The sequence below is a fragment of the Erythrobacter sp. JB3-1 genome (assembly GCF_057364995.1).
On the sequence record NZ_CP200289.1, the window covers coordinates 2,665,113 to 2,689,305 of the forward strand.

A 24,193-nucleotide genomic window follows, 5' to 3' on the forward strand; every position below is an offset into this window, starting at 1 on the left:
GTCAGTGTGTCCAGATCAGAAGTCGTATCGCAGGCCGAGCAGCGCCGTTGCAAAGGCGAAGTCATCAGCCGACAAATCGGAATCGAGGTAATCCACAGCGACCGCCGCGCGGGCCGACAGCTTGCCGGTGAGCGAGCGGCTGTAAGCAGCCGAAGTGCCATAGCCGGTGACATTGCCGTTGATGCCATCACCGCGGCCAAACCAATTGACGTAACCATTGACCGCGAGGTTCGCATTGTTGCCGATTGGGCGGTTCAGAGAGCTGCGCACGTAATAGCTCTCGTCGGTCACACCGTCAGCGGCGGCCAAAATCGTTCCCGGTGCTGCGATGAAGCGGCGATTGTCATACCCAGCAGCAATTGCCGCGTTGAGGCGGCCAACCTGGCGCTGATAAGCGATTTGGGCGCCGCGGCTGCGGAAGGCGGCTGAACGGACTGAGCCGAACAGGCCAGCACAGCCCGCGCCGCTTTCTCCGCCGACACACCCACCGAAATCACCGGTCAGTGAGTTGCGAATGGCCGAGAATTCGGTTGGCAATGCTGCCAAGGAATTGGTGAGCGATCCGCCAAATCCGCTGACCGCGTCGTAGACTGAGATACTCAGCTGGCTGCGACTATCAGGTACAAATGTGAAGTTGCCGTAATAGGTGGTTGAATCGTAACGGCGACCAACGGTCGCCGCGAGCGACGTGCGGCTGCTCGGGCGCCAGAGCACGCCAACGTCCCAGATAAAACCATCAATATCAAAGGCGAGCTGGCGCGGCGCGCTGGTGTCTGTGACCAAGCGGCCATCTGTGCCGATCACGGGATCGCCGTTAACATCGCGCAGCGCATCGCGGCTCGAAACCTCAACATCTTCGTAGCCGACGCCGCCGACAACCGAGAGATTGCTGGTAATCGGCACGGTCACGTCGGCACGAACATAGGTGTCACGGACTCGTTGGTCGAGGTTGGAAATGTCTTCCTGAAAATATCCCCCACCAACTCCAATACCAACGGGCAGAGGCTCGCCTGGGCGGGTGGCAGCGCGCAATTGTGCGTTGTAGGTGACACTGTCGTCGAACACATCGGCGACGTCTCCGGAGGGAGTGACAATCGCGTCATTCGCCTCAAGACGGGTGTAGCCCACTCGAGCAGAGCCGGTCACATCGACCGCACCAACGCGGGTTGCAAGAGTTGGCCCGACATAGCCGCTGTAGATTTGGCTTTCGGCATCGTCTTGCACCAACGGATTGGCAGTGACCCCGCCAGAGCCATCAATTCGCGTGCGGCTAGCCAAAGCCCCTGCGTCCAGCGTCAAAGAACGCGGGATAATCGAGAGATAACCGCGTGCAACGCCGCTGAACGTATCGGAATCGATGCCGTCAGACGCGCCGTAGCCAATGTTGCGCTCGTAGCGCAGCGATAACGAACCACCGCTGTTGCGGCCCGTCGCGGATACATCCACGCCTGCTGCCACTTGAGTGTAGGTCAGCACGTCATCGCCCGGTGTCAGCTCAGCCGAAAGAACTTGAGACACCTCAATATAGGGCTGCACAGCAACACGCGGGCCGTCTGAGGTGCCTGAATTGCCGCCGTCATCCTGTGCTTGCGCCTGAGCGGGCGCAGCGACGACAATGGCCGCCAGCCCGACCAGCAGAGCTGCTCTGAGAACTTTAATCACGATCTTTCCCCCTGCGCGCCATAACTGCCAAACTGGCGTCCTGACGGGCTGAATTGTGCTGCATTGAGCAACAGCTTAATGTCGACACAGGCCGACAGCAGCCGCTGCGCATCTTCAAGCGCTGCACGACTTGTTTCATCGGCGCGGGCGACCAGCAAAACCTGGCCAACATGCGCGGCGAGCTCGGCTGCTGCGGAGGCAGCAAGCGCGGGCGGTGTATCGAAAATGACGATCCGGTTCGGCGCGCCCTGTGTCAGACGTGCAAGCACGTCGCCGGTCCGGGCGCTCGCCAAATATTCGGCGGCATTGGAATTGCGGCTGCCCGCAGGCAGCACGGAAAGATTGTCGATATCTGTTTTGACCGCGAGCGTTTCTGGCTGAAGGCTCGGGTCAGCCAATGCGTCCATCAGGCCTTTACCCGGTTCGAAACCAAGGCGTGCCGGGACGCTGGGTTTGATCACATCAGCATCGACCAGCAGCACTTCGAGATCACGCTCAGCCGCCAAAGCAATCGCCAGATTGACCGCGCAGTAGGTCTTGCCCTCGCCAGGATGCGGCGAAGAAATGAGAATTTGCTGTGCTTTCGATGATCCGCCGGCGCGAGCATCGGCAAGCAGTTCCCGTTTGACGATGCGAAACTCTTCGAGCAGCTCACTCACGCCGTCTTCTGGCACGATCAGCCCTGCATCGCGAAGATGATCGCGGGAGATGGGTTGCAGCGTATTGCCGAGAGCGACAGCCTGCGGGGTCGCCTTGATGGGCTCTACTTTGGGATCTTCTGGCGCAGAAGTTTGGACTGTCGTCGCTACGGAAGCCGCTACAGGAGCAGTAGCGCTTGAAGCGGTAACCGGCCGACGAACGCACTTTTCACCTTCTGGCAGGCGCACAGGCGGCTTTGCTGATGCCAAGGCATCCAGGCCAAAGGTATCGTTTGCACGCTCAAACAGCGACGGTTTGCCGCTCACTTTGGTCGTCCCTTCGCGTGAAATTTTGCTGTGTTCTGTCATCTCAGCCCCCTCACGCAACCGCGCCGACTGAGACAAACTCAATGCCCAGCAGAATTATGAACACACCGAACAACCCAGCGGTTGCTCCAGCGAATTGTTTAAACCGTTTTGTGCGCAGTTCCCTCGCGGCATCGGATACCGTCATCGAGATCGAGCCAATCACAGGTAGATCGAGCGCGCGCTCCAGCTTCTTTGGCGTTGCGAAGGTCGAACGCAGTTGGCTGAGCGCGTAAGCGGCCCCTGCCCCAGCGGCGAGACCTACGAACAGCACGCCGAGCAGCAACAATGGACGATTGGGTGCAGCGGGGCCTTGCGGCACCACTGGCGGATCGGTCGGCTGGAATTTAAACTGGCTGGTGTTGTCTTCCACTTCGCCGCGCGTGCGCAGTTCTTCGCGGTCTTGCAGCAGCTTTTCGTAGTTCTGCTGCAGCACCTCATAATCGCGGCTGATCCGGTTCGCTTCTGCGGCGACCTCTGGCTCAGCGGCCTGGCTGCCCATCAGCGCGGCTATATCTGATTGGATCGCTGCACGCCGGGATTGCAGCGATTCGACGCTGGCTTGCCGGTCTGCACGGATCGAGGTCAGCGAGGTATATGCTGGGTTTGGTGCGCCGCCGCCGGCGTTCGGCCCTTCTGCCGCAACTTGGCGGGTCAGGATTTGAACTTGGCGTGTGGTTGCAACCACATCGGGATGCTCGTCGGTCAGCCCGCGCGAACGCAGTTCTGCCAATTGCGCTTGGGCGCCAGATAGAGCGGCCCGAGGACCGCCAGTGCCCGGCGTGTCGATGGTGCGCGGCGTCCCCGCTAATTGGCCGTTGATCGCGGCCAAAGCACTTTCAGCAGCAGCGAGGTCAGCTTCGATCCCGCGCGCCTCTGTCCGCGCCTGCTGAAGGCGGGTTACAAGCGTACCTGAACCCCCGATCAAGTCAGGATATTGCGCTTCAAAGGCGAGACGGCGCTGTTCTGCCGCTTCAAGCTCGCGCTTGCGCTCTTCAAGCTGTTCATCGATCTGAGTGACGGCACCGGAAACCTGCGCCCGGCTACCCGCGACATGTTCATCGCGTAGGATATCGATCAGCTTCTGGACCACATCACGCGCTAGAACGGCGTTCTCAGCGTCAGACAGATCACCTTTGCCGACCGTCGCGGTGATTACGAACAGATTGTCCTGCTCGCTCGTAACAGTCACCTTCTCATCGAGGTTCTTGATCTCAGTCTCAAGCGCCGAGCGTTCTGTGATATTCTCACCCAAACGCGTTGAGTTGATGACTTTTTCAAGGTTTACAGCGCTGGCAAGTGTTTGCCGAACGCGGCGGATTTCCTCGCGGCCATCGCCGGCAATGCCCAGTTGTTCGGACAGCACATCGTCCACATCCACATAGATGCGCGCCTTCGCCTCATAGGAATTGGGGATCATTGCGACCACCAACCACCCGAGCAGGCACACGCCCCAGGCGACGGCAAGCGCCAGCCACCGGCGGTGCCAGACCGAGTAAAGCGCTGTGCGCAGTTCTTCAAAAATCTCGCTCATGCGCGACGGAGGTCCTTAAAAGGTGCTCTCAGGGATGATGATTACATCGCCTGGGTTTAGGGTCACGTTTGCGGCGCTATCGCCCTTTTTGAGCAAATCCTTGAGGCGCAGGCGGTACTCGACCTGTTCACCGCTCTCGCGGTCCAAACGGATCAGCTTTGCCCGGTTGCCAGCGGCAAATTCGCTCAAACCGCCCACAGCGATCATCGCGTCAAGCACGGTCATATTCGCCCGGTAAGGCAAAGATGCTGGCTGCTCGGTTGAGCCAACAATGCGGATTTGCTGGTTAAACGTGCCGGAGAACTCGTTGACGATCACCGAGACAATCGGCTGCTCAATATATTGAGCGAGTTGATCGCGGATGTCGTTCTGCAATTCGGTGGCGGTTTTGCCCACGGCAGGAAGGTCGCGCACTAGCGGGATCGTAATCCGGCCATCAGGGCGAACCTGAATTTCCTCAGCGCTCAACTCTGGATTGCGCCAAACGTGGATAGTGATTTGGTCAAGCGGACCAATCACATATTCTTCGCTCGGCCCCTCTTCCGTGGTTGCAAAGCTAGCCGGAGGCAATTCTTGCCCCGCACCACCGCAACCGGCGAGCAGCGAAACTGCAACAGCAGGTCCCAGTATCCGGGAAAGCGAAAAAGAGGTCTTCATTGATACGTATCCTTGCCTAGGTCGGCGGGGTCAGCATCAGCCACAGGAGCGACCTGCAGCACTGGGCCCGCGAATGACCCGAACTCTCTCGCTCATATTGGTGAACATTGTGTTAGTAATAACGCCTGTTTTGGCCCCCTATCCCGTTTCGGGACAGCGGCTTGGCAAACTCTAAACGCGCAGAATTGCGGGGGTTTGAGCGTTTACACGAGCATTTCCGCCGCAGGGCCGTGGCCAAGGAACGCGTTGGGGCTAGCGCTGGCCCCATATGCCCCGGCACAAAAGACCGCGACCAGGTCGTCAACATCGGCGCGTGGCAGGCCCGCTTTGTCGGCCAAACGGTCTAGCGGAGTGCATAGGCAGCCAACCACATTGACCACGTCATCCACTGGCGCGTTGTATCGATTGGCGATGGCGACGGGGTAATTGCGGCGCACAACCGTGCCGAAATTACCTGATGCGGCGAGTTGGTGATGCAATCCGCCATCCGTGACCAGATAGGTCGTGCCGTGACTGACCTTGCGATCAATCACCCGGGTAAGATAGACACCTGCTTCGCCAACGAGATAGCGACCGAGTTCAAGACACAACTCTGTGTTCTCAAGAGGCGTTGGAAGCTTTGCCACATGCCCATGCAATGCAGCACCAACCGCCGGTAAGTCCAAGGCCGAGTCATTGGGGAAATAAGGAATCCCAAATCCGCCGCCCATATTGAGTTTTGGCAGCAGCCCGCCGATCTCGTCAGACAATTTTGCGGCTAAATTCAGCACATTGCCCTGTGCTTCTATAATGGCCTCAGCGCTCAAGGCCTGGCTGCCTGTAAAGATATGCAGGCCGCGCCATTCGGCGCCCGCGGCGATCACTTCGCGCGCCAGAACGGGCACTTTGTCCGCGTCCACGCCAAATTGCTTCGCGCCCCCGCCCATCTTCATGCCGGAGCCTTTAAGCTCAAAATCCGGATTCACGCGCAGAGCCATGCGCGGGGCCTTGCCTAGTTTCTCGCCGATTTTGAGCGAGCGGCGTGCTTCGCCTTCGGACTCGCAGTTGAGCGTTACGCCCGTAGAAATAGCCGCTTCCAACTCATCATCGCGCTTGCCGGGCCCTGCGAAACTGACGCGCGCCGGATCAATTCCGGCGGTATTGGTCATGGTGAGCTCGCCGGAGGAGGCGATGTCGAACCCATCGACTAGAGCCGCCATATGGGAAATCACAGGGGCGTAGGGATTGGCTTTGACCGCATAATTGATCCCTATGCGCGGCGGCAGCGCAGCGCGCAGCTCCGCGACACGAGTATCAAGGCGGTCCTTGGAATATACGAACAGCGGGGTCCTGCCCGCTTGCAGCGCCCATTCGCTGGCTCGCTTACCGCCAATAGCGAGTTCGCCATCAAGTGTCTCAAACCCAGCGGGGATCGGCCCCAGCGCTTTGGCCTTATCCAGCGATATCATTGACTTAGCTCCCTAAGCAGGGCCGTGCGATCAATCTTCCCATTGGGATTTAGCGGCATCGCATCGCGCCAATGGATCGCTTGAGGTTGCATAAAATTAGGAAGCTCCCGCTTGAGCGTTTTGGCCAAATCCTTGTGCGAGACCTCGCTTTCAACACCGCGCACCACGAGATGCACCGCATGGCCAAGGCGCTCGTCTGGCAGGCCGAGGGCCACCGCTTCTTGCACCTCATCACAGGCCATTGCGGCTACTTCGATCTCTGCGGGGCTAATCCGATTGCCCGCGCTCTTGATCATCGCATCGCGGCGACCAACGAAATAGAGCAGACCATCTTCTTCCCGGCGCACTCGGTCGCCAGAGAAGACCGCCGTACCGCCGTACCGCGACTGGCGCGGTGCAGGCTTGAACCGCTGCGCGGTGCGCTCCTGGTCTTGCCAATAGCCTTTGGCGACGAGCGGACCGCAGTGAACAAGCTCACCTTCCTCGCCGGGCTCCGCCACTTCACCCTCTTCATTAATGACAAGAATTTCTGCGAAAGGAATTGCCTTACCCATTGAAGTTGGGTGCGAATCGACCAGCGACGGATCAAGATAGGTAGAGCGAAACGCCTCAGTCAGGCCGTACATTGGATAAAGATCAGCATCGGGGAATATCCGCCGAAGATCCGTGACCAGCTCGGTGGTCAGCGCCCCGCCGCTATTGGTCATACGCCGCATGGAAGCGGTTGCCTCTGGCGTCCATTCAAGCTCGGTGAGTTGGACCCACAGCGGAGGCACAGCGGCCAAGGTCGTGATCTGATGCTTGGCGCAAGCCTTCATCACATCGCGCGGAAACAGGAAGTCGAGTGGAACGATGCAGCCACCTGCGTACCACGTCGAAAGCAGTTGGTTCTGGCCATAATCAAAGCTGAGAGGCAGGACCGAAAGCGTCACGTCATCGCCTGCCATCTGGAGATAATCTGCGACGCTGACCGCCCCGAGCCACAGGTTGGCATGGCTCAGCACCACGCCCTTGGGCCGCCCGGTGGAGCCGCTGGTGTAAAGGATGGCCGCCAGTTCACTGGGATCCGCACCGGAGGGACCAAGCGGCGTGTCATGCGTAGTAGCCGCCGATAGAGCCTCATCTTGCTCCATCGCGCCGCAGGAAACCGGCAAATCACTGTCTTCGAGCGATTTTAGCCGCGCAGCATTCGCGATCAACAGGCTTGCCCCGCTATCCGCCAAGATATGCGCTGCCTGCGCCCGTTTAAGCAGGGGATTGATCGGCACATGCACCAGACCCGCCCTCGCCGCTGCCATTGGCAGCAAGCAAGTCAGCCGCCCCTTCGCTGCCCAGCTCGCGACCCGTGCGCCCTTCTCCGGCACAGCGCTCTGAAGCCAGCCCGCGAGAATGGCGACACGCTGTCTTAACTCCTCATGGTTAAACGTCCGGTCACGAAGCACCAGAGCAGGCGCATCCGCGCGGCCACATTCCGCGCCGCGTTCGGCGATGTGGTCGAGCGGTTTGGCTGTCTCATCTAGGGTGCTTGGCATGACTAATCCGAAGAGGCACGATCGAGTGATCACCGTGAGTTACCATGACACCGTTAACGTCTTGCATGACCTATGTCATCAAGCGGATGATGGCGTGGTTAGCTCTCCCTTTGAGCGTGCGGAATGGTTTGATCTGTTGGTTGAAACCGGCCTTAAACCACTGATTGTGGTTGCCAAAGAAGGCGATCGCAGCGCGGCCTTGGTGTTGAAGGCAGGCGCAGATCACCTCACCCCAATGCGCAATTGGTACAATTTTACCTGGCGCGAATTGGTCCCTCTGGGCGATCTTGGAGACCGCCTACTGTTTGAGATAGCACGCAGTTTAAAGATGCACGGCCATCGCGTAACGCTAGAGCCTGTGCCAGACGAAAATGGCTCGGCAACGCGGCTTGCAAAGGCATTCAAGGCGGCGGGTTGGGCAGTCAAAAGCGAGCCAAGCGATCTCAACCACATCCTGCACGTTCGCGGGCGCAGTTTTGCCGAATATTGGGCTGAGCGGCCGGGCAAGATGCGCACGACGCTGAAGCGCAAGGCCAAGAAGGTCCGCGTCGAGATACTCGAGACGTTCGATGAAGCGGCTTGGGCCAGCTATGAGGCGATCTACGCCGCCAGTTGGAAGCCTGAAGAAGACGAGCCTGCCATGCTGCGCGAATTCGCACGCGCGGAAGGAAATGCGGGGCGCCTGCGACTGGGCCTCGCCTATGAAGACGCAACGCCGGTCGCTGCGCAGTGTTGGACCGTGGAAAATGGCTGCGCTTACATTCACAAGCTCGCCCACTTGGAAAGCCACAAACAGCTCTCGGCAGGCACGACACTAACGGCTGCTTTGTTTGAGCGTGTCATCGATCAAGACCAAGTCGAACTGATCGACTTTGGCACGGGTGATCAACCCTATAAGGCTGAGTGGATGGGCGAGACGCGCCATCGTTATCGGATTGATTGCCTTGATCCGCGCCAGTCCAAGGCCTGGCCCGCACTAGCCAAGCGGCTCGTTCGGCAAACCACTGTGCGACTTGCGAAGCGTGAGGCGCAGAGCTAAGGCGAGCGCCCGTATCAGTAGAAACCCGCTAAATTCCGGGAAACGAGGGGTGCATGAGCAGTAATCCGGTCACCGACAATTCGGCAACCGCATCAGAGCAGACGGATATGTCAGGCATCGGCAAAAGCCGCGCGGCGATTGACCGTGACCTTAAGGCGATTATCGCCGATGTTCTGGGGTTAGACGCTGACGACGTGAACGAATTCACCCTGGAAACCGGCCTGTTCGGCGACCTGCCAGAGCTTGATCTCGATGGCGGTCGCAGGCCTGCTCACCGAGATGGAAGACCGGCTCGACATCGTGATCGAAGACGACGACGTGGATGGCGAAATGCTCGAAACCTATGGCGGGCTGCTCGCCTTTGCCGAGGCTAAGATCATCGAAGGCTGATCGGGCACGTGCTAACCCACTGGCCCTGCCCGCAGCCCAGCGGCATGATTTCAGAAGAAATGCTGGCGAAATTTGACCATCCTGGGCGCCCGCGCGTTCTGGTGATCCCGCCGCTATTTGATGAGCACAACAAATTCCGCAGACAAATCATTGAAATCATGCGCTTGCTTGATGGCCTGGAAATAGGTTCAGCAATGCCAGACCTGCCTGGTTGGAACGAGAGTACCGCCCCATTGGCGCAGCAAAGTGTGGGCGCGTGGCAGTCAGCGATGGGCGCAGCCGCGAGCCATTGCAGGGCGACGCATGTTCTGACCTTTCGGGCTGGTGTGCTGTTTGCGCCGCCGGACCTGCCAGGTTGGGCATATGTTCCACAGACCGGAGCAAAACAGCTGCGCAGCATGATCCGCGCGCAAGTGATTGCCGCTCGCGAAGCTGGGGCTGATGAAAGCTCAGACGATCTGCTGCAAATCGCGCGCGAGAGCGGCATGGCCTTTGCAGGCTGGGATATGGGCGCGCAATTAGTGCGCGAACTGGAGCGGGCAGACGAGTTTTCCTTGGGTAGCCTTACGGAGATCACGCAAAGCGAGCTCGGCGGACGCGGGCTTTGGCTGCGCGCAGAGCCTGATGAAGATCCAGAGCAAGCGGCCGCCCTCGCCACTCTGGTTGCGGAAGAGCTGGTCGCACCATGAGCCGCCTGCACATGGATTATGGCTGCGGAACGCTCAAATGCGCAGGCACATTGGACACTGCACCGGGAACAACAGGACTGCTGGTCGTCAGTGGCGGAAATGAAATTCGCGCTGGTGCCTTTTCCGGGCAAGCGCGGCTAGCAGCAGAGATCGCCAAGGCTGGCTTCCCAGTGTTCCGCTTCGACCGGCGCGGCGTTGGCGACAGCGAAGGAGAAAATCGTGGTTTCCGTAAGTCAGAAAAGGATATTCGCTCCGCAATCGAGGCCTTTCGCGCCATTGCTCCTCAGGTGGAGCGGATGATCGCCTTTGGGAATTGCGACGCGGCCTCGGCTCTGATGCTGGCGGGAGGCGCGGAGTGTGATGGATTGATTCTATCCAATCCCTGGACGATCGAAGGGGATGAGCCAGGTGATTTGCCTCCGCCCGATGCGATCCGTGCTCGCTATGCCGAAAAACTCAAGAACCCCAGTGAGATAATGCGTTTGCTGCGCGGCGGGGTGGATCTCAAGAAGCTGGCGCGCGGGCTGACCGGATCGCTGCGTTCTGCGCCGGAAGCCACCAGCCTAGCGGCTGAAATGCAGGCGGGCCTAGCTGGCTTTTCGGGCCAAGTGCGCATCCTGCTCGCCAGCAGTGACCGCACTGCCCAGGCCTTTGCTGCCAGTTGGGTGGCGGATGATCCCCGGATTGCGACCTGTGAGGGGGCCGGACACGCCTATGTAGAGCCGCATGCCGCCGACTGGCTTCGGGCTCAGATCCTTGCCGGGCTGCGCGCCTGATCTACTCTCGGGTAAACAGGCTCACCAACTCAACGTGGGTAGACCAGCGAAACTGCCCAATGGGGCGCAATTTTTCTAGTGTGAAACCAGCCTCGATCAAGCGCGCGGCATCGCGTGCCCAGCTTGATGGATTGCAGCCGACATAGACAACCCGTTTAATCGTGCTTTGCGCGATTTGACCGATCTGCTCGCGCGCTCCCGCCCTCGGCGGGTCAAGCAGAACGGCCGCGAACTTACTGATTTCCTTGGCATCCAGAGGATTGCGGAACAGATCACGGTGCATGGCATGAACCTCCCGCTGGCCCCGCCCCGCAGCGGAGTTGCACGCAAGATGAGCCGCCTGATCCGCCTCCACGGCCAAAACCTTGCGCCCCTGTGCCAGGCCGAAAGCAAATGTGCCAAGCCCCGAGAAGAGATCCGCAACTACGCCAGAACCCTCCAGCCATTCCGATGCGTCTGCAAGCATGCGCGTCTCCGCATCGCGTGTCGCCTGCAGAAAAGCGCCTGCGGGCATGGGCACAGACAGGCCTGACAAAGTAACGCTAATCGGCTCAGGCTCCCACACGGTTTCCGCGCCGTATCCTTGATCTATCGAAAGCCGCGCCAGCCCTTGATCCCGCGCGAAATCGAGTGCCGCCTCTGTCGCCTCCAATCCTTCGAGAGTGATGTTGGTGAGGCTGCAATCGACACCCTGATCGGTCCATGCGAGCGCGATATCGACCGGAGCCTTGCTGCCATGCTCTGCGATAAAGGCGCGCAAAGGCACGATCATTGTCGCCAATTCAGGTACGAGAACAGGGCATTCCTTGAGGTCGACGATCCTGTGCGAACCGGCCTCGCGAAAGCCGAGCAACGCGCGGCGATGCTTGCGCAGAGCATGGAGAGTTGCCCGGCGGCGGCTTTGCGGCGGTGAGAGATGCACCGGCAACAGTTCGCGCGGCTCCAGCCCCTGCCCCTCAGCCGCATTGGCGACGCGCGAACGCACGAATTCAGACAATGTCTCTTCGTCCGCATGCTGCAATTGGCACCCGCCACAGCGCTCAAAATGCTGGCAAGGTGGATCGACGTGGTGGGGACCGCGCGTGAGCGTGCCATCGGGAGCGATGACGTCTCCTGGTAAAGCGCCAGATGCATGGCGGCCGTCGGCGCTCGCTCCGTCGCCCTTGGCCGCTAGCCTGACGATTTCCATTGTCTCAGGATCATTCACTCTGAAACACTGACCAGCATTTCCGCGGGGATCAAATAGCGGTCTTCGCCGATTGCGAATTCGCGGATCACTGCGGGATCAAGACTGCGATCCTGAAGTGCATCTGCTCCGTCCATTGCTGACAGCTCGCTGGTGGCCGCATCATATGTGATCCGGCGAAAGCCGCCATCTGGGTGATGTAACAGGAAGAACGCGCCGCTTTCATCTGCCGCCTGTTCCAAAGTGCAGACGGTCGAATAATCCGCTCCCGCTCCAATTGCGCAGTCGATATCGCTGCCTTGCGGCGTTCCGACAGGCTCTGCACCGCAACCAGCGAGCGCGCCACCCGCCAAAATCACGGTCAGACCAGCCCTAAATATCCGCAAAAACATGAGCTTCCTTCGCAGCGCCGGGATGAGTGAGCGCGCCTTTACTCGCGGGGCCGACGTTCTGAGCGTAGCGCCATAATGCGCCAGCTTGATAGTCATTTGTGCGCGGCTGCCAGCCTTTGCGGCGCTCGGCCAGCACATCTTCGCCAACATTGAGATCAATCGTGCCCGCCTCCGCATCAATGGCAATCTCGTCGCCATCTTCGACGAGTGCGATAGGCCCGCAATCCGCCGCCTCTGGCCCGACATGGCCGATACAGAAGCCCCGTGTTGCCCCGGAGAAACGGCCATCGGTGATGAGCGCTACTTTTTCGCCCATGCCCTGCCCGTAAAGCGCCGCCGTGGTGGAGAGCATTTCGCGCATTCCAGGGCCACCCTTTGGCCCCTCGTAGCGGATGATGATTACGCTACCCTCAGCAATGTCGCGTGCTTCCACGGCGGCAAAGGCGTCTTCCTCGCAATCGAACACGCGGGCAGAGCCGGTGAATTGCAACCGCTCCATGCCTGCGACCTTCACAATAGCACCATCGGGAGCGAGTGAGCCTTTCAGGCCAACAACGCCGCCCGTGGGCGTGATGGGCTTAGCAACCTCATAGAACACCTTCTGATCCGGGTTCCAGGTCACTTCTTCGATGTTTTCGCCCAAGGTCTTGCCGGTCACTGTTATCGGGTTGGGGTCGAGAAAACCGCCGTCGAGCAGGGTTTTCATGCCCATGTAGACACCGCCCGCCTCGTGCATGTCCTTGGCTACGTATTTCCCGCCAGGCTTTAGATCAGCGATGTAAGGCGTGGATTTGAAGATCTCCGCGACATCAAACAGGTCGAACTCGATGCCTGCCTCGCTAGCCATCGCCGGAAGGTGCAATGCCGCATTGGTCGAGCCACCGGTCGCAGCAACAACTCGAGCCGCATTCTCGAACGCTTCACGCGTGCATATGTCGCGGGGCCGCAAATTGAGCTCCAAAAGGTTCATGACCTGTACGCCCGCAGCCCGCGCAATCTCTTCGCGTGATTTATACGGAGCTGGCGTCATATTGCTGTTTGGCAGGGACAATCCGATCGCCTCGCCTACGCAGGCCATGGTGTTGGCCGTGAATTGACCGCCGCATGCGCCATGGCCGGGGCAAGCGACCTTTTCGAGCGCGATCAGCTCTTGCAAAGGGCAATTGCCCGCTGCGTGCTGACCCACGGCCTCAAACACATCGACCACAGTCACGTCTTTATCGTTGAAAGTGCCAGGCAGGATCGAGCCGCCATAGACAAAAATGCTCGGAACGTTGAGGCGCAGCATCGACATCATCATGCCGGGCAGGCTCTTGTCGCAGCCAGCGAACCCAACGAGCGCGTCGTAGCAATGTCCGCGGACGGAAACCTCCACCGAATCTGCGATGATCTCGCGGCTGATCAGCGAGCTTTTCATGCCCTGATGGCCCATCGCAATGCCGTCGGTGACGGTAATCGTGTTGAAGCGGCGCGGCGTTCCGCCATTTTCGATCACACCCTCGCGGCAGATATTCGCCTGCGGATCGAGCGTTGTGTTACACGGCGCGCTGTCATTACCGGCGCTCGCAATCGCTACAAATGGACGCGCAATCTCTTCCTCGCTCATCCCCATCGCGTAATAATAGGAACGGTGCGGGGCACGCTCTGGCCCGACCGAGACATGACGACTGGGAAGTTTCGTTTTATCGAAGCGCGAAGACATAATATTTCTCAAATTGGAGCTCTGATGAAGCCCCACTGCCGTTAGTCGAGCGCGAGTGCAACCCTTCCGCATACATCTGCGATCATTGCTGCCCAGCGCGATTGCTCAACGCGGGTCGCGATCAGGTCTTGGCGGACCTCGATTGCGCAATAATAGCGCCCATGCGCCTCGGCGTGGCGGTTCATCGTCGCATTGAGCTCGCGGCCGGAATAGGGTTCATTGTCGCCGACGTTCAACCCCTGCTCTCCGAACAGATTGATCGCATGGCGGGCCGCGCGGTCATCTTGATTGTAGAGTAGCGCGATCTCCCACGGGCGGTCCTCACTGCGCGATTCCAGCCGAGGCGTGAAACTGTGCAGCGAAATGATCAGCTTGGGTGCAGCCTCGTCGAGCCATGCGCCGAGTGCGGCGTGATAGGGCCTGTGAAACCGCTCTAGCCGCCCCTCGACATCGGCTCCGATATTGCCGGGGATCAGGTGACCGTCACTTTCCGTCGGCACGACGCCGGGATGGCCCTCTTCTCGGTGAAGATCGGTGACAAGGCGGCTGACGGTGGCGAGATGCGCGGCGATACCGTACTCACGTGCCATGCGAACGGCCACGCCGTGCACGCCAATGTCGATGGCAATGTGCTTTTCCAGCAGGGAATCCGAAATGCCAAGCGGCACATCCTCTGGTACGAAGTTGGAGGCATGATCGGCAACGCAAACGATCCCGCCGCGCGCCGGCTCACCCATTTGTCGGAAAGGATTTTCATCAATCATCGGAGAGATCATCGCAGCTTGCCCGCCAATTGCCACCAATCCGGGTGGCTTTGTGTGATGGTCGCCTGCGCCGCATCGCGCGCGGCCTCGCTATCGTAGAGCGCAAAACACGTCGCACCAGATCCGGACATGCGCGTGAGCCACGCGTCTGTGCCCTCCAACGCGTCCAACGCTTCGCCAATTGCTGGGCATATGCTTATCGCTGGCTGGGTCAGGTCATTGCGGCCAACAAGAGCGATTTCGCGAGCTGTTCCTGCGGGCAAAGCGCCGCGATCGATCCCGTCCCACGCTTGGAACACCGGGCCGGTTGAGAGCGGCACGCGCGAATTGACGAGCAAGACGGGCGTTCCGGTCAGATCGCTATCGATTGGCTCCAATTCGGTGCCAGTTCCCCGGCCCACTGTGGTCTCACTGCGCACGCAGCAGGGCACATCTGCGCCAAGCTTTGCGGCGCGCTCCATCCAATCATCCGGCAGGCCATGCGTTTGCTCAACAATCCGGAACAGCGCGCCCGCATCGGCCGAACCTCCACCAAGGCCAGCGGCAACGGGAAGGTTTTTCTCCAGCGTGATCGCAAGACCCTCTGTCCGCGGCAACACGCCCAGAGCCTTCGCCACGAGATTGTCCATCGGATTGTCAATCCCGCCTGCAAATTCGCCGAGGGTCTGGACGGTGTCCAGCTCGGCGGCGCGAGCGCTCAGCATGTCGCCGGCATCGACAAAGGCGAACAACGTTTCAAGCTCGTGAAAGCCATCGTCTCTGCGCTTGCGGACATGCAGCGCGAGATTGATCTTGGCGTAGGCGGATTCCTTCATTCGTTGTCGAACTTTGCTTGATCGAGCAAGTGTCCACGACGCATGAAAACAGCAAGCGCTTTCTTAGCCCCCATAACAAACCGATCCCATTCGGGGGTGCCGATCAGGTCCTCAATGGTCCAAGGCAATGGATCAGGTGTGGTATCGGCTGTCTCATTCCAGACTTCGTGGAAACCCAAAATTGCTTGTTGCTCTGCCTTGGAGAACACTGGCTCGGAATACCGATCAATTAAAACCGTTTTATAGTCGTGACCTTCGGTTAATACCCAATCGGCCCACTGCTCGATCATTTCGGCTGGGACCAAGCCAGGCGACTTTGCCTCGATAATGTTCTTTTCGTATTCTCTTTGCTCATTGGGCGAAGATGCAGTTTCAAGATACCATACTATCTGTGCTCTGATCCGGTATTCGATTACTTCGGGTGCCACCCCCGTCTCATCCCCTTCCGCCATCACATATTCGGATAGTTCGGGCCGCCGCCACCTTCTGGTGTGACCCAATTGATGTTCTGGTTAGGGTCTTTGATATCGCACGTTTTGCAGTGGACGCAGTTTTGCGAGTTGATCTGGAATTTGGGCTCCTTGCCCTCTTCCTCAATCCACTCATAGACGCCCGCTGGGCAATACCGGTTCGAAGGACCGCCAAAGACGTCAAATTCGCTCGCCTTTTGCAGGTCGACATCGCCCAGTTGCAGGTGAACCGGTTGGTCCTCTGCGTGATTGGTGAAGCTGAAAGCGACATTGGTCAGACGATCAAAGCTGATCACGCCATCGGGCTTCGGATAATCGATCTTTGGATAGAGATCAGCGCGCCCGGTCATGGTGTAATCGGCATGGTGCTTCATGCTGATCGGCAGGCCAATCTTGAGCGTGCGCATCCACATGTCGATCCCGCCCAGGATCGTGCCAATATCATCGCCATATTTGGCAACGGCAGGCTCTGCGTTCTGAACCTTCTTGAGCTCATCCGCGATCCAACTGGAGCGTACGGCGGGTTCATACCCCTGAAGCTCTGGCTGGCTTTCGTGGCCCTCAATCTCTGCGGCGATGGCCTCCGCGCACAGCATACCGCTCTTCATGGCGGTGTGGCTGCCCTTGATCCGGGGCACGTTTACGAAACCGGCCGCACAGCCGATCAGCGCGCCGCCAGGGAAGGCGAGCTTTGGCACAGACTGCCAACCGCCTTCGTTGATGACGCGCGCACCGTAGGCAACGCGGCTGCCGCCTTCGAGAATCGCCTTGATCTCTGGGTGCGTCTTCCAACGCTGGAATTCCTGATAGGGAGAAACCCAAGGGTTCTTGTAATCAAGCGCGGTGACAAAGCCGATCGCGACCTGATTGTTCGCTTGATGGTAGAAGAAACCGCCACCCCAAGTGCCGCTTTCGTTGAGCGGCCAGCCTTGCGTGTGAATGACGCGGCCCGGCACATGCTTGCCCGGTTCAATGTCCCACAATTCTTTGATGCCAAGGCCGTAAACCTGCGGTTCGCAATTGGCCTCAAGGTCGTACTTCGCCTTCATCTGCTTGGTCAGCGATCCGCGCGCGCCCTCAGCAAACAGGGTGTATTTGGCCTCGATCTCCATGCCGGGCTGATAGTCCGGCTTTTGCGAGCCATCCTCCGCGATGCCCATGTCTTGCGTGATGACACCGCGCACTGCGCCCTTGTCATCAAACATCACTTCGTTGGCGGGAAAGCCGGGGAAAACCATCACGCCCAGCGCTTCGGCTTGCTCGCCCAGCCAGCGGGTCATATTGCCGAGCGAACCAGTGTAACAGCCGTGATTGCTCATCAAAGGTGGCATCATCAGATGCGGGATCGATGTCTTGCCATTCTTCGACAGGACCCAGTGCCAGTTATCGGTCACTGGAGTTTGCGCCATAGGGCAATCCATATCGCGCCATTCGGGGAAGAGTTCCGTCAGAGCCTTGGGATCAACCACCGCTCCAGACAGAATATGCGCGCCGATTTCGGAGCCCTTTTCAAGGACAACGACCTCAAGCTCTTCGTTGATCTGTTTCAGCCGGATCGCCGCAGAAAGGCCCGCTGGCCCGCCGCCGACAATAACGACATCGCATGGCATTGATTCCCGTTCGCTCATGAGCCTATTTGATCCCCGAATAATCCTAGAGTTTGCGTGCCTACCCACTTGCTAACTGGCACGGCTAAGGTCAAGACCTGCGATTAACAGTATGACCGCCCCAGCCCCGCCTTTGTCCCGAGAATTTGTCGCTGCCCTTGATTGGTGGCGCGCGGCGGGCGTGGACATCGACTTTGTCGATGACGTTACGGATTGGCTTGCCAAACCAGAAGTGGAAGCGGCGCCAGAAAGCGGTCCTGAGGCGAAAAAAGCTCAGAAATCCGGTGGGACTTCGCCAAAAACAGCACCGAGCGATCTGCGAAAAACTCTTGGACCAAAGGGTGATTTGCTGGGTGAGGACGCGCCGAGTGACCTCGCAACGTTTCAGGAATGGTGGCTCAATGCGCCGGGTCTTGATCCAATCGGGCCGCGCGGCCGCGTGCCTCCTCGCGGAGATGTGGGCGCTAAGCTGATGGTGCTAGTGCTCGCACCAGAGGACGGCGACAAGGATCAATTGCTGTCCGGGCCTCAGGGGCGCTTGCTTGGCAATATGCTGGCAGCGATGGGCTTCTCATCGGAGGATGTCTATTTCGCCTCTGCCCTCACCCGGCCCACGCCAATGGCGGACACGGCCGCAATGGCGCATGCGGGAATGGCAGAGGTCTTGGCCCTGCACATCAAACTGGCCGCGTCGGAAAAGGTTTTGGCGCTCGGCTCTAACATCCCACCGCTTTTGGGCCACGCAGCGGCGCAAGACGCAATCAATTCACAAAAAAGTAACCACACATCTGAACCAGAAAACAACCCTAGTGAGCCATTAACCAAGCTTCTTGTTAGCGAAAGCTTGGAAAGCCTGATGGCAAGCCCCAGGCTGAAAGCGCGTTTTTGGCGGAGATGGATTGAATGGTCGGCAAATCGGTGATGGCGAAAAGCCTTAGGCCAGCAATATTAGCCGCTTCAATCGCCGCCGCACTTGCCACGCCAAGCGCTGCTATGGCGCAAGCGGGCAGCATGGTTGCGCATTACGATGCAAGCTCAAACGGGCGCAGTGCATCTGTGCCCAATGTGCTTTCGAGCAACGAGCGCGCGTTCTACTCAGATCTATTCCGCGCGATTGATGCGCAGCAATGGGACCGCGTCGAAGGCATGCTGGCCCAGCGTCAGGGCGGATTGCTGCACCAGATTGCTCGGGCAGAATATTACACCCACGCAAAGAGTCCCAAAATTGAGGCTGAGCGAATTGCGCGCTGGTTCGACGATGGTGTTCACTTGCCGCAAGCAGCGCAGCTTAGCCGCATGGGCGCCAAGCGTGGTGTCGAAAACCTGCCCTATCTGCCTCAGGCTCAGCGGTTTAGCCGCCAACCTTACGCATCAAAGCGGATACGTCCGCGCCCGGTGAACGATGGCACAATGCCCTCAACCACTAAGTCGGCGATCCTTGACCGCATCAAGAACGACGATCCGGCAGGCGCACACAGCCTGCTGATTGAGATCGATCCGCAGCTCAGCTCGGCTGCACGGGCGGAATGGCGTCAGAAAGTCGCCTGGAGCTATTACATCGAGAATGATGATGCCTCGGCTCAGGCCTTGGCAGAAACCGTTTCGGAAGGTTCCGGCGCTTGGGTCGCTGAGGGTGAATGGGTCGCAGGTCTTGCCGCATGGCGTCAGGGGTATTGCGCGCTAGCGGGTGAAAGCTTTGCCCGCGCCGCTGATCGATCCAGCAATATAGAACTGGCCGCTGCGGCGCATTACTGGGCACACCGTTCATTGGTCCGCTGCCGCGAACCCGGTCAGGCTCAGCGTCACCTTAACGCTGCTGCGCGCTATGACGAGACGCTTTATGGCCTGCTGGCGGGCGAGCAATTGGGCGTGACAGTTCCCGAAAGCGCAAAGCCTGCACCTTTCACCAAAGATGATTGGAGAGTTCTGGAGCGCAGCGCCAATGTGCGTATCGCGGCGGCTCTTAACGAGATTGGCCGTCCAGTTCTGGCCGATGAAGTGCTGCGCCATCAAGCGCGGATCGGCAATCCTAGCGAATTTCCTCTACTGGCGCGCTTTGCCCGCGAGCTTGGCATGCCATCGACACAGCTATTTATGGCGCACAACGCTCCGCGTGGGGCGCGCTCTCATCCGTCGCTGCGCTATCCCGTGGCGCGCTGGCAGCCGGCGACAGGCTGGACCGTGGATCCCGCCCTTGCCTTTGCCCACGCTTTGCAAGAATCAAACTTCCGCGCTGGCGCGGTTAGCCCGGCTAATGCACGCGGTCTGATGCAAATTATGCCGGGTACCGCGCGCGATCACAATCGCAGCTTAAACCTTGGCGCAAGCTATGCTGATCTCAACAATCCAGAGGTCAACCTGGCCTATGGTCAGCGCCATCTTGAAATGCTGCGTGACAGCTATGCGACCGAGGGCAAGCTGCCCAAGATCATGGCCGCTTATAATGCAGGCCTAACCCCGATCAGTCGCTGGAACAGCGAAGTGCGCGATTATGACGATCCGCTGCTTTATATGGAATCGATCCCCTACTGGGAAACGCGCGGCTATGTCGCAATCGTGATGCGCAACTACTGGATGTACGAGCGCGCTGCGGGCGTTTCTTCGCCGAGCCGCCGCGCTCTTGCCGAAGGGCGCTGGCCAGAGTTTCCGCAAATGTCTATGGGCCGCTCTGCACGTTTGGAAAGGTAGAATGCGATGGCCATTGATGAGGCGAAACCCTTCACCCCGATCAATATGGCGGTCCTGACCGTTTCCGACACGCGGACCGCAGAAACCGATACCTCCGGCGACATTCTTGCCGCACGGATCACTAGCAAAGGACACTCTCTGGCAGCGCGCGCAATCGTTAAAGACGATGCTGGCACACTGCTTGATCAATTCAATGCTTGGATTGATGACCCAACTATCGATGCGATTGTCAGCACTGGCGGCACTGGCCTGACTGGACGCGATGTCACGCCAGAGGCGCTGTCCCGGATCGAGGGTGCGCGGGATATTGCCGGATTTGGCGAACTGTTTCGGTGGCTCAGCTTCAAGACCATCGGAACCAGCACGGTCCAATCTCGGGCCTGCGCGGTCGTGGTGCGCGGTACCTATGTCTTTGCCCTACCGGGTTCAAACGGCGCCGTAAAAGATGGCTGGGACGGGATCCTTTACGAGCAATTGGACAACCGTAATCGGCCCTGCAATTTCGTGGATTTGATGCCTCGACTAACCGAGAAATAGCTTTTCTGCTCAGCTCATTCGCTTGGATTAAGCGTGTGGGCGGCTCCCTCGAAATCCTTGAGGTCAGGCTTCTCTGGCTTGTCGCCATAGCCCTTCACCACAGCGGCCAACACCGGCTGCTTTGTTCCCGGCGTCCCCTTGGCTTTGCGCTCCATTCCGAGCACTTTCTCACCAATATATTGGAAAACTTGCGCAGCGACGCCTTGTTCTTCGGCCTTCTTGATGCGGACCTGAGCCTTAGGCGAGACGATGTAGAACTCGTCCCCGCGAACCAAAACCGCGCGGCCGCCCTCACTTGTGCGCACAACATCGCCGATTTCCAGACGCGTACCCTTGGCCGCATACAAAGCCTTCGCATCACGGGTGATCGAAACTTGCCCGTCTGTCTCCGAGATCATCCAGCCAGAATCACTCGCAAACGCAGCGCTGCTCGAGAATAGCGCTGCGCAAATGCACAGATGTTTTGACAGTTTGATCATGGCCTTACCTCGGAATCCTTAGATTAAACTAGGTATCCACGTTAAGCTTGGGGGATTTCCCATCCGATTAAACCGATTGGCTAAAAAAGCCTTGGCGCATTGGGTTAATTTTCCCTTTTTTGATCCGATTTCGAGGCATCCCATAACCAGTGTTTGCTCCGGCGCGATCAACCAAAGGCGTCCCCGCCCTCGCCTGGCTTGAAGCGCATCAAACGGCTATCGATCAGAGCAGCGCTGCGGTTCACAACTGCCAGTTGATAGTCAGGGTCTTTGATCATCTCGAAAAACGCCCCACTGTTTGGGTATTTCGCGACAAAGCCATCGTGCCAAACCTTGTCATCCGGCTCAGGCCCCGTAACCATGGTCTGAAATTCCCCGCGCCACACAATCGACCCGCCTACCCTGCGAAAAATTGGGCCACTGGTCGCGCTATATTCTTCATAGGCGCGCCGCCCGCTCCAACCATTACCATGATGCTCGTGCCCCTCGGGGTACTCAGCCAGCTCGCGATAGCGCAGCAGATTGAGCATATGGATCGATTCATCCCGCGGCAGGTCCTTGAAGGCCTGAAAATTGCTCGGACTAGGATCGATATAGCGTGTCATCAACTTGCCTCCTCAAACTGTAACTTCGCGCCACTCGCCGGGTGACAACCCATCGACTGACCATTCGCCAACACTCCAGCGTACGAGCCGCAAAGTTGGCAAGCCCACGGCAGACTGTCATGCGCCTGACCTGGCGGTTTTTGCCCTCTGATATGCTGAGGGAAATCCAGCTGTCGGGCACATTCTTGCGAAAGCGGATAGGCGGATCGCGGTGCCATAGATCAGGCGGATCAATCCGCTCAGCTTTGGCGGGCTTTGTCATCCCATCTTTCAGCTTCACTCCGCGCCGCAGCGCCTCCAGCGCTTGCGTATCCGGCTCTCCTTCAACCTGGGCAATATAGGTCTTTTCCATCTTGTAGCGCGGCTCCGCTATGCGTGATTGCAAACGCCCATCATCGGTAAGCAGCAACAGCCCTTCGCTATCCTTGTCCAAGCGCCCAGCGGGATAGACCGCCGGCACATCGACCAGATGCGCCAGCGTGTCTTGGATACCTTCCTTGCCGCCGCTAAATTGCGACAACACACCAAAGGGTTTGTTAAGCAGGATTAGCCGAGTGATGGCCCCGGTCCCCTAAGCGCCTTCGAGCTTATAATCACTGAAGCGGTCGCGCAGGTCCTTCTTCGAAATCTTGCCAGTTGCGGTGTGCGGAATGTCGTTCACAAATTCGACCGCATCGGGCATCCACCATTTCGCAATCAGCGGCTTGAGGTGCTCCAGCACATCGTCGCTCGACAGGTCCGCCCCCTCGTTCTTGACCACGAACAGCACTGGCCGCTCATCCCATTTTGGATGGTACATGCCAATGCAGGCGGCCTCGGCAATCCCGGGATGGCCAACAGCCGCATTCTCCAGCTCAACCGAGCTAATCCATTCCCCGCCGGATTTGATCACATCCTTGGTCCGGTCGGTCGGCTGCAATGTACCGTCGGGATGGATGATCCCAACGTCGCCCGTATCGAACCAGCCATCCTCATTGACGGCGTCGGTCTCGGCCTTGAGATAGCGTTTAATAATCCAGGGCCCGCGAATTTGCAGCGCTCCCGAGGCAACGCCATCACGCGGCAGTTCCGTTGTATTGTCATCGAGATCAACAATGCGCAGTTCAACGCCAAAAATCGGGCGGCCTTGCATTGCCGTCTTATCTACTTTTTGTTCGAAGGTTAGCTCATCCCAATCATGGGTCGGCCCGCCAACCGTTCCGATCGGAGAAGTTTCGGTCATGCCCCAAGCGTGCTGCACCCGCGTGCCGTTTTTCATCAGGCGCTCGATCATGAAGCGCGGACAGGCTGAACCGCCAATCGTCGCTGCTTTTAGCGGAGGCAGGTCGAGGCCTTCCTTGTCGCAATATTGGAAATGGGCGAGCCAAACAGTCGGTACACCGGCGCTGTCTGTAACCTTTTCGCGGATCATCAGCTCATGCAGGACTGCCGGATCATTGACGGCGGAAAAGACAAATTTGATCCCCGCCATTGCGCCCGCATAGGGGAGACCCCAGCTAGCCGCGTGGAACATCGGCACCACTGGCAGCATCACCGAGGCACTGCTGAAATTGAATGTCGATGGCTGCAATCCAGCAACGGCGTGGAGTACGGTCGAGCGATGCTCGTACTGCACGCCCTTTGGATTGCCGGTTGTACCCGATGTGTAGCAGATCATACAGGGGTCGGTTTCTTCACCCGTTTCCCACTCGTAATTGCCATCCTGCGCACCAATCCAGTCTTCAAACGCTGGGCTGTGCTTGCCAGAATCGTAGCAAATATAATGCTCAACGCTCGTCCACTTATCCTTCATCTTATCGACGATGGGTTGAAAGGCAGCGTCGTAACACAGCACCTTATCCTCGGCGTGATTGACGATATATTCGAGCTGATCGTCGAATAGGCGCGGGTTCACCGTGTGCAAAACACCACCCATTCCAGCGACCCCGTACCAACTAACCAGGTGCCGCGAATGGTTCATCGCAAGGCTGGCAACCTTATCTCCTTTTTTCAGACCGAGCGCTTTCAATGCCTGCGCCATCTTCAGGGCGTCGCGGCGGATGCCGGCCCAATCGGTGAGTGTCTCACTACCATCGGCCCAGCGCGTTACAATCTCGCGCCCACCGTTTTCGCGGGCCGCGTGATCGATCACATGCGTGATCCGCATCGTCCAGTCTTGCATCGCTCCGAGCATTAAATTCATTCTCCCAAATTCGTTGTTTGCCGTTCATGGCTTTG

Annotated in this window: 22 protein-coding genes and 2 pseudogenes; 7 read left to right on the forward strand and 17 right to left on the reverse strand. The window is 58.7% G+C overall.

The genetic code is table 11. The annotated features are described in order from the left end of the window. Positions 1–15 precede the first annotated feature (15 nt). The 6 genes from AC0V6M_RS12675 to AC0V6M_RS12700 all read right to left on the reverse strand — a co-directional run bounded on the left by AC0V6M_RS12675 (position 16) and on the right by AC0V6M_RS12700 (position 7,837). Complete coding sequence (locus AC0V6M_RS12675) at positions 16–1,662, reverse strand: TonB-dependent receptor (RefSeq protein ID WP_486139164.1); 1,647 nt, start codon at positions 1,660–1,662, stop codon at positions 16–18. Continuing rightward, positions 1,659–2,669 (reverse strand): AAA family ATPase, encoded by a 1,011-nt coding sequence (locus AC0V6M_RS12680; protein ID WP_486139165.1) that lies wholly within the window; start codon positions 2,667–2,669, stop codon positions 1,659–1,661. Before AC0V6M_RS12680 ends, AC0V6M_RS12675 begins: the two co-directional genes overlap by 4 nt. A 10-nt stretch (positions 2,670–2,679) precedes the next feature. Beyond that, the gene (locus AC0V6M_RS12685) at positions 2,680–4,200 is read right to left on the reverse strand and encodes an XrtA system polysaccharide chain length determinant (protein ID WP_486139166.1); all 1,521 of its coding nucleotides are present in this window, start codon (positions 4,198–4,200) and stop codon (positions 2,680–2,682) included. Positions 4,201–4,215: 15 nt separating this feature from the next. Next, positions 4,216–4,857, reverse strand: coding sequence for an XrtA/PEP-CTERM system exopolysaccharide export protein (locus tag AC0V6M_RS12690; protein ID WP_486139167.1), 642 nt, complete (start codon positions 4,855–4,857; stop codon positions 4,216–4,218). A gap of 203 nt (positions 4,858–5,060) precedes the next feature. Beyond that, entirely contained in the window at positions 5,061–6,305 is a 1,245-nt protein-coding gene (locus AC0V6M_RS12695) for a pyridoxal-dependent decarboxylase, exosortase A system-associated (protein WP_486139168.1), read from the reverse strand. Further along, positions 6,302–7,837, reverse strand: a complete 1,536-nt coding sequence (locus AC0V6M_RS12700) for an acyl-CoA ligase (AMP-forming), exosortase A system-associated (RefSeq protein WP_486139170.1) — start codon at positions 7,835–7,837, stop codon at positions 6,302–6,304. The genes AC0V6M_RS12695 and AC0V6M_RS12700 overlap by 4 nt, the downstream gene beginning before the upstream one ends. Here AC0V6M_RS12700 and AC0V6M_RS12705 point away from each other — a divergent pair. The 4 genes and pseudogenes from AC0V6M_RS12705 to AC0V6M_RS12720 all read left to right on the forward strand — a co-directional run bounded on the left by AC0V6M_RS12705 (position 7,836) and on the right by AC0V6M_RS12720 (position 10,731). Then, positions 7,836–8,876, forward strand: coding sequence for a GNAT family N-acetyltransferase (locus AC0V6M_RS12705; protein WP_486139172.1), 1,041 nt, complete (start codon positions 7,836–7,838; stop codon positions 8,874–8,876). The two genes, AC0V6M_RS12700 and AC0V6M_RS12705, sit on opposite strands and share 2 nt — an antisense overlap. A 107-nt stretch (positions 8,877–8,983) precedes the next feature. After that, a pseudogene (locus AC0V6M_RS12710) lies at positions 8,984–9,266 on the forward strand (acyl carrier protein). A 44-nt stretch (positions 9,267–9,310) separates the two neighbouring features. Beyond that, positions 9,311–9,955: a hypothetical protein gene (locus AC0V6M_RS12715; protein ID WP_486139173.1), complete on the forward strand. Its 645-nt coding sequence runs from the start codon at positions 9,311–9,313 to the stop codon at positions 9,953–9,955. Further along, positions 9,952–10,731 (forward strand): hydrolase 1, exosortase A system-associated, encoded by a 780-nt coding sequence (locus AC0V6M_RS12720; protein ID WP_486139174.1) that lies wholly within the window; start codon positions 9,952–9,954, stop codon positions 10,729–10,731. Before AC0V6M_RS12715 ends, AC0V6M_RS12720 begins: the two co-directional genes overlap by 4 nt. Before the next feature lies 1 nt (position 10,732). Here the strand turns inward: AC0V6M_RS12720 and AC0V6M_RS12725 are convergent, their stop codons facing one another. The 7 genes from AC0V6M_RS12725 to AC0V6M_RS12755 are packed head-to-tail and all read right to left on the reverse strand — an operon-like array spanning position 10,733 to position 17,688. Further along, complete coding sequence (locus tag AC0V6M_RS12725; RefSeq protein WP_486139175.1) at positions 10,733–11,920, reverse strand: class I SAM-dependent RNA methyltransferase; 1,188 nt, start codon at positions 11,918–11,920, stop codon at positions 10,733–10,735. A 14-nt stretch (positions 11,921–11,934) separates the two neighbouring features. After that, on the reverse strand, positions 11,935–12,309 hold the full coding sequence (locus AC0V6M_RS12730; RefSeq protein WP_486139176.1) for a hypothetical protein: 375 nt from the start codon (positions 12,307–12,309) through the stop codon (positions 11,935–11,937). Continuing rightward, on the reverse strand, positions 12,290–14,011 hold the full coding sequence (gene ilvD, locus AC0V6M_RS12735) for a dihydroxy-acid dehydratase (protein WP_486139177.1): 1,722 nt from the start codon (positions 14,009–14,011) through the stop codon (positions 12,290–12,292). Before ilvD ends, AC0V6M_RS12730 begins: the two co-directional genes overlap by 20 nt. Positions 14,012–14,052: 41 nt before the next feature. Beyond that, the gene (locus tag AC0V6M_RS12740; RefSeq protein ID WP_486139178.1) at positions 14,053–14,787 is read right to left on the reverse strand and encodes an N-formylglutamate amidohydrolase; all 735 of its coding nucleotides are present in this window, start codon (positions 14,785–14,787) and stop codon (positions 14,053–14,055) included. Beyond that, positions 14,784–15,590: a 4-(cytidine 5'-diphospho)-2-C-methyl-D-erythritol kinase gene (locus AC0V6M_RS12745; protein WP_486139179.1), complete on the reverse strand. Its 807-nt coding sequence runs from the start codon at positions 15,588–15,590 to the stop codon at positions 14,784–14,786. Before AC0V6M_RS12745 ends, AC0V6M_RS12740 begins: the two co-directional genes overlap by 4 nt. Beyond that, a complete protein-coding gene (locus AC0V6M_RS12750; protein WP_486139180.1) occupies positions 15,587–16,042 on the reverse strand; it encodes a hypothetical protein in 456 nt (151 codons plus the stop codon). The genes AC0V6M_RS12745 and AC0V6M_RS12750 overlap by 4 nt, the downstream gene beginning before the upstream one ends. After that, entirely contained in the window at positions 16,042–17,688 is a 1,647-nt protein-coding gene (locus tag AC0V6M_RS12755; protein ID WP_486139181.1) for an electron transfer flavoprotein-ubiquinone oxidoreductase, read from the reverse strand. The genes AC0V6M_RS12750 and AC0V6M_RS12755 overlap by 1 nt, the downstream gene beginning before the upstream one ends. A 91-nt stretch (positions 17,689–17,779) precedes the next feature. Here AC0V6M_RS12755 and AC0V6M_RS12760 point away from each other — a divergent pair, with 91 nt between their 5' ends. The 3 genes from AC0V6M_RS12760 to moaB are packed head-to-tail and all read left to right on the forward strand — an operon-like array spanning position 17,780 to position 20,892. Next, complete coding sequence (locus AC0V6M_RS12760; RefSeq protein WP_486139182.1) at positions 17,780–18,589, forward strand: uracil-DNA glycosylase family protein; 810 nt, start codon at positions 17,780–17,782, stop codon at positions 18,587–18,589. Beyond that, entirely contained in the window at positions 18,571–20,355 is a 1,785-nt protein-coding gene (locus AC0V6M_RS12765; protein ID WP_486139183.1) for a lytic transglycosylase domain-containing protein, read from the forward strand. Before AC0V6M_RS12760 ends, AC0V6M_RS12765 begins: the two co-directional genes overlap by 19 nt. A gap of 6 nt (positions 20,356–20,361) precedes the next feature. Continuing rightward, complete coding sequence (gene moaB / locus AC0V6M_RS12770) at positions 20,362–20,892, forward strand: molybdenum cofactor biosynthesis protein B (RefSeq protein WP_486139184.1); 531 nt, start codon at positions 20,362–20,364, stop codon at positions 20,890–20,892. Between the two features lie 14 nt (positions 20,893–20,906). Here moaB and AC0V6M_RS12775 read toward each other — a convergent pair whose 3' ends face one another. The 4 genes and pseudogenes from AC0V6M_RS12775 to AC0V6M_RS12790 form a co-directional block, all read right to left on the reverse strand. After that, positions 20,907–21,371 carry a hypothetical protein gene (locus AC0V6M_RS12775; protein ID WP_486139185.1) on the reverse strand — a complete coding sequence of 155 codons (465 nt, stop codon included), beginning with the start codon at positions 21,369–21,371 and terminating at the stop codon, positions 20,907–20,909. 167 nt (positions 21,372–21,538) lie between these two features. Continuing rightward, positions 21,539–21,976 (reverse strand): DUF1330 domain-containing protein, encoded by a 438-nt coding sequence (locus AC0V6M_RS12780; protein ID WP_486139186.1) that lies wholly within the window; start codon positions 21,974–21,976, stop codon positions 21,539–21,541. Positions 21,977–21,988: 12 nt separating this feature from the next. Further along, a pseudogene (locus AC0V6M_RS12785) lies at positions 21,989–22,535 on the reverse strand (pseudouridine synthase). Between the two features lie 12 nt (positions 22,536–22,547). After that, the gene (locus AC0V6M_RS12790; RefSeq protein ID WP_486139641.1) at positions 22,548–24,149 is read right to left on the reverse strand and encodes a long-chain fatty acid--CoA ligase; all 1,602 of its coding nucleotides are present in this window, start codon (positions 24,147–24,149) and stop codon (positions 22,548–22,550) included. Positions 24,150–24,193: the final 44 nt, after the last annotated feature.

Excerpts from the sequence above, each read along its gene's own strand:
- AC0V6M_RS12765 (WP_486139183.1), top strand. The coding sequence starts at position 18,571 with ATGGTCGGCAAATCGGTGATGGCGAAAAGCCTTAGGCCAGCAATATTA.
- AC0V6M_RS12715 (WP_486139173.1), top strand. The coding sequence starts at position 9,311 with ATGATTTCAGAAGAAATGCTGGCGAAATTTGACCATCCTGGGCGCCCG.
- AC0V6M_RS12760 (WP_486139182.1), top strand. The coding sequence starts at position 17,780 with ATGACCGCCCCAGCCCCGCCTTTGTCCCGAGAATTTGTCGCTGCCCTT.
- AC0V6M_RS12780 (WP_486139186.1), bottom strand. The coding sequence starts at position 21,976 with ATGACACGCTATATCGATCCTAGTCCGAGCAATTTTCAGGCCTTCAAG.
- AC0V6M_RS12695 (WP_486139168.1), bottom strand. The coding sequence starts at position 6,305 with ATGATATCGCTGGATAAGGCCAAAGCGCTGGGGCCGATCCCCGCTGGG.
- AC0V6M_RS12740 (WP_486139178.1), bottom strand. The coding sequence starts at position 14,787 with ATGATCTCTCCGATGATTGATGAAAATCCTTTCCGACAAATGGGTGAG.
- AC0V6M_RS12680 (WP_486139165.1), bottom strand. The coding sequence starts at position 2,669 with ATGACAGAACACAGCAAAATTTCACGCGAAGGGACGACCAAAGTGAGC.
- AC0V6M_RS12730 (WP_486139176.1), bottom strand. The coding sequence starts at position 12,309 with ATGTTTTTGCGGATATTTAGGGCTGGTCTGACCGTGATTTTGGCGGGT.
- AC0V6M_RS12720 (WP_486139174.1), top strand. The coding sequence starts at position 9,952 with ATGAGCCGCCTGCACATGGATTATGGCTGCGGAACGCTCAAATGCGCA.
- AC0V6M_RS12750 (WP_486139180.1), bottom strand. The coding sequence starts at position 16,042 with ATGGCGGAAGGGGATGAGACGGGGGTGGCACCCGAAGTAATCGAATAC.
- moaB (WP_486139184.1), top strand. The coding sequence starts at position 20,362 with ATGGCCATTGATGAGGCGAAACCCTTCACCCCGATCAATATGGCGGTC.
- AC0V6M_RS12725 (WP_486139175.1), bottom strand. The coding sequence starts at position 11,920 with ATGGAAATCGTCAGGCTAGCGGCCAAGGGCGACGGAGCGAGCGCCGAC.
- AC0V6M_RS12705 (WP_486139172.1), top strand. The coding sequence starts at position 7,836 with ATGACTAATCCGAAGAGGCACGATCGAGTGATCACCGTGAGTTACCAT.
- AC0V6M_RS12775 (WP_486139185.1), bottom strand. The coding sequence starts at position 21,371 with ATGATCAAACTGTCAAAACATCTGTGCATTTGCGCAGCGCTATTCTCG.
- AC0V6M_RS12700 (WP_486139170.1), bottom strand. The coding sequence starts at position 7,837 with ATGCCAAGCACCCTAGATGAGACAGCCAAACCGCTCGACCACATCGCC.
- AC0V6M_RS12690 (WP_486139167.1), bottom strand. The coding sequence starts at position 4,857 with ATGAAGACCTCTTTTTCGCTTTCCCGGATACTGGGACCTGCTGTTGCA.
- AC0V6M_RS12685 (WP_486139166.1), bottom strand. The coding sequence starts at position 4,200 with ATGAGCGAGATTTTTGAAGAACTGCGCACAGCGCTTTACTCGGTCTGG.
- ilvD (WP_486139177.1), bottom strand. The coding sequence starts at position 14,011 with ATGTCTTCGCGCTTCGATAAAACGAAACTTCCCAGTCGTCATGTCTCG.
- AC0V6M_RS12755 (WP_486139181.1), bottom strand. The coding sequence starts at position 17,688 with ATGAGCGAACGGGAATCAATGCCATGCGATGTCGTTATTGTCGGCGGC.
- AC0V6M_RS12745 (WP_486139179.1), bottom strand. The coding sequence starts at position 15,590 with ATGAAGGAATCCGCCTACGCCAAGATCAATCTCGCGCTGCATGTCCGC.
- AC0V6M_RS12790 (WP_486139641.1), bottom strand. The coding sequence starts at position 24,149 with ATGCTCGGAGCGATGCAAGACTGGACGATGCGGATCACGCATGTGATC.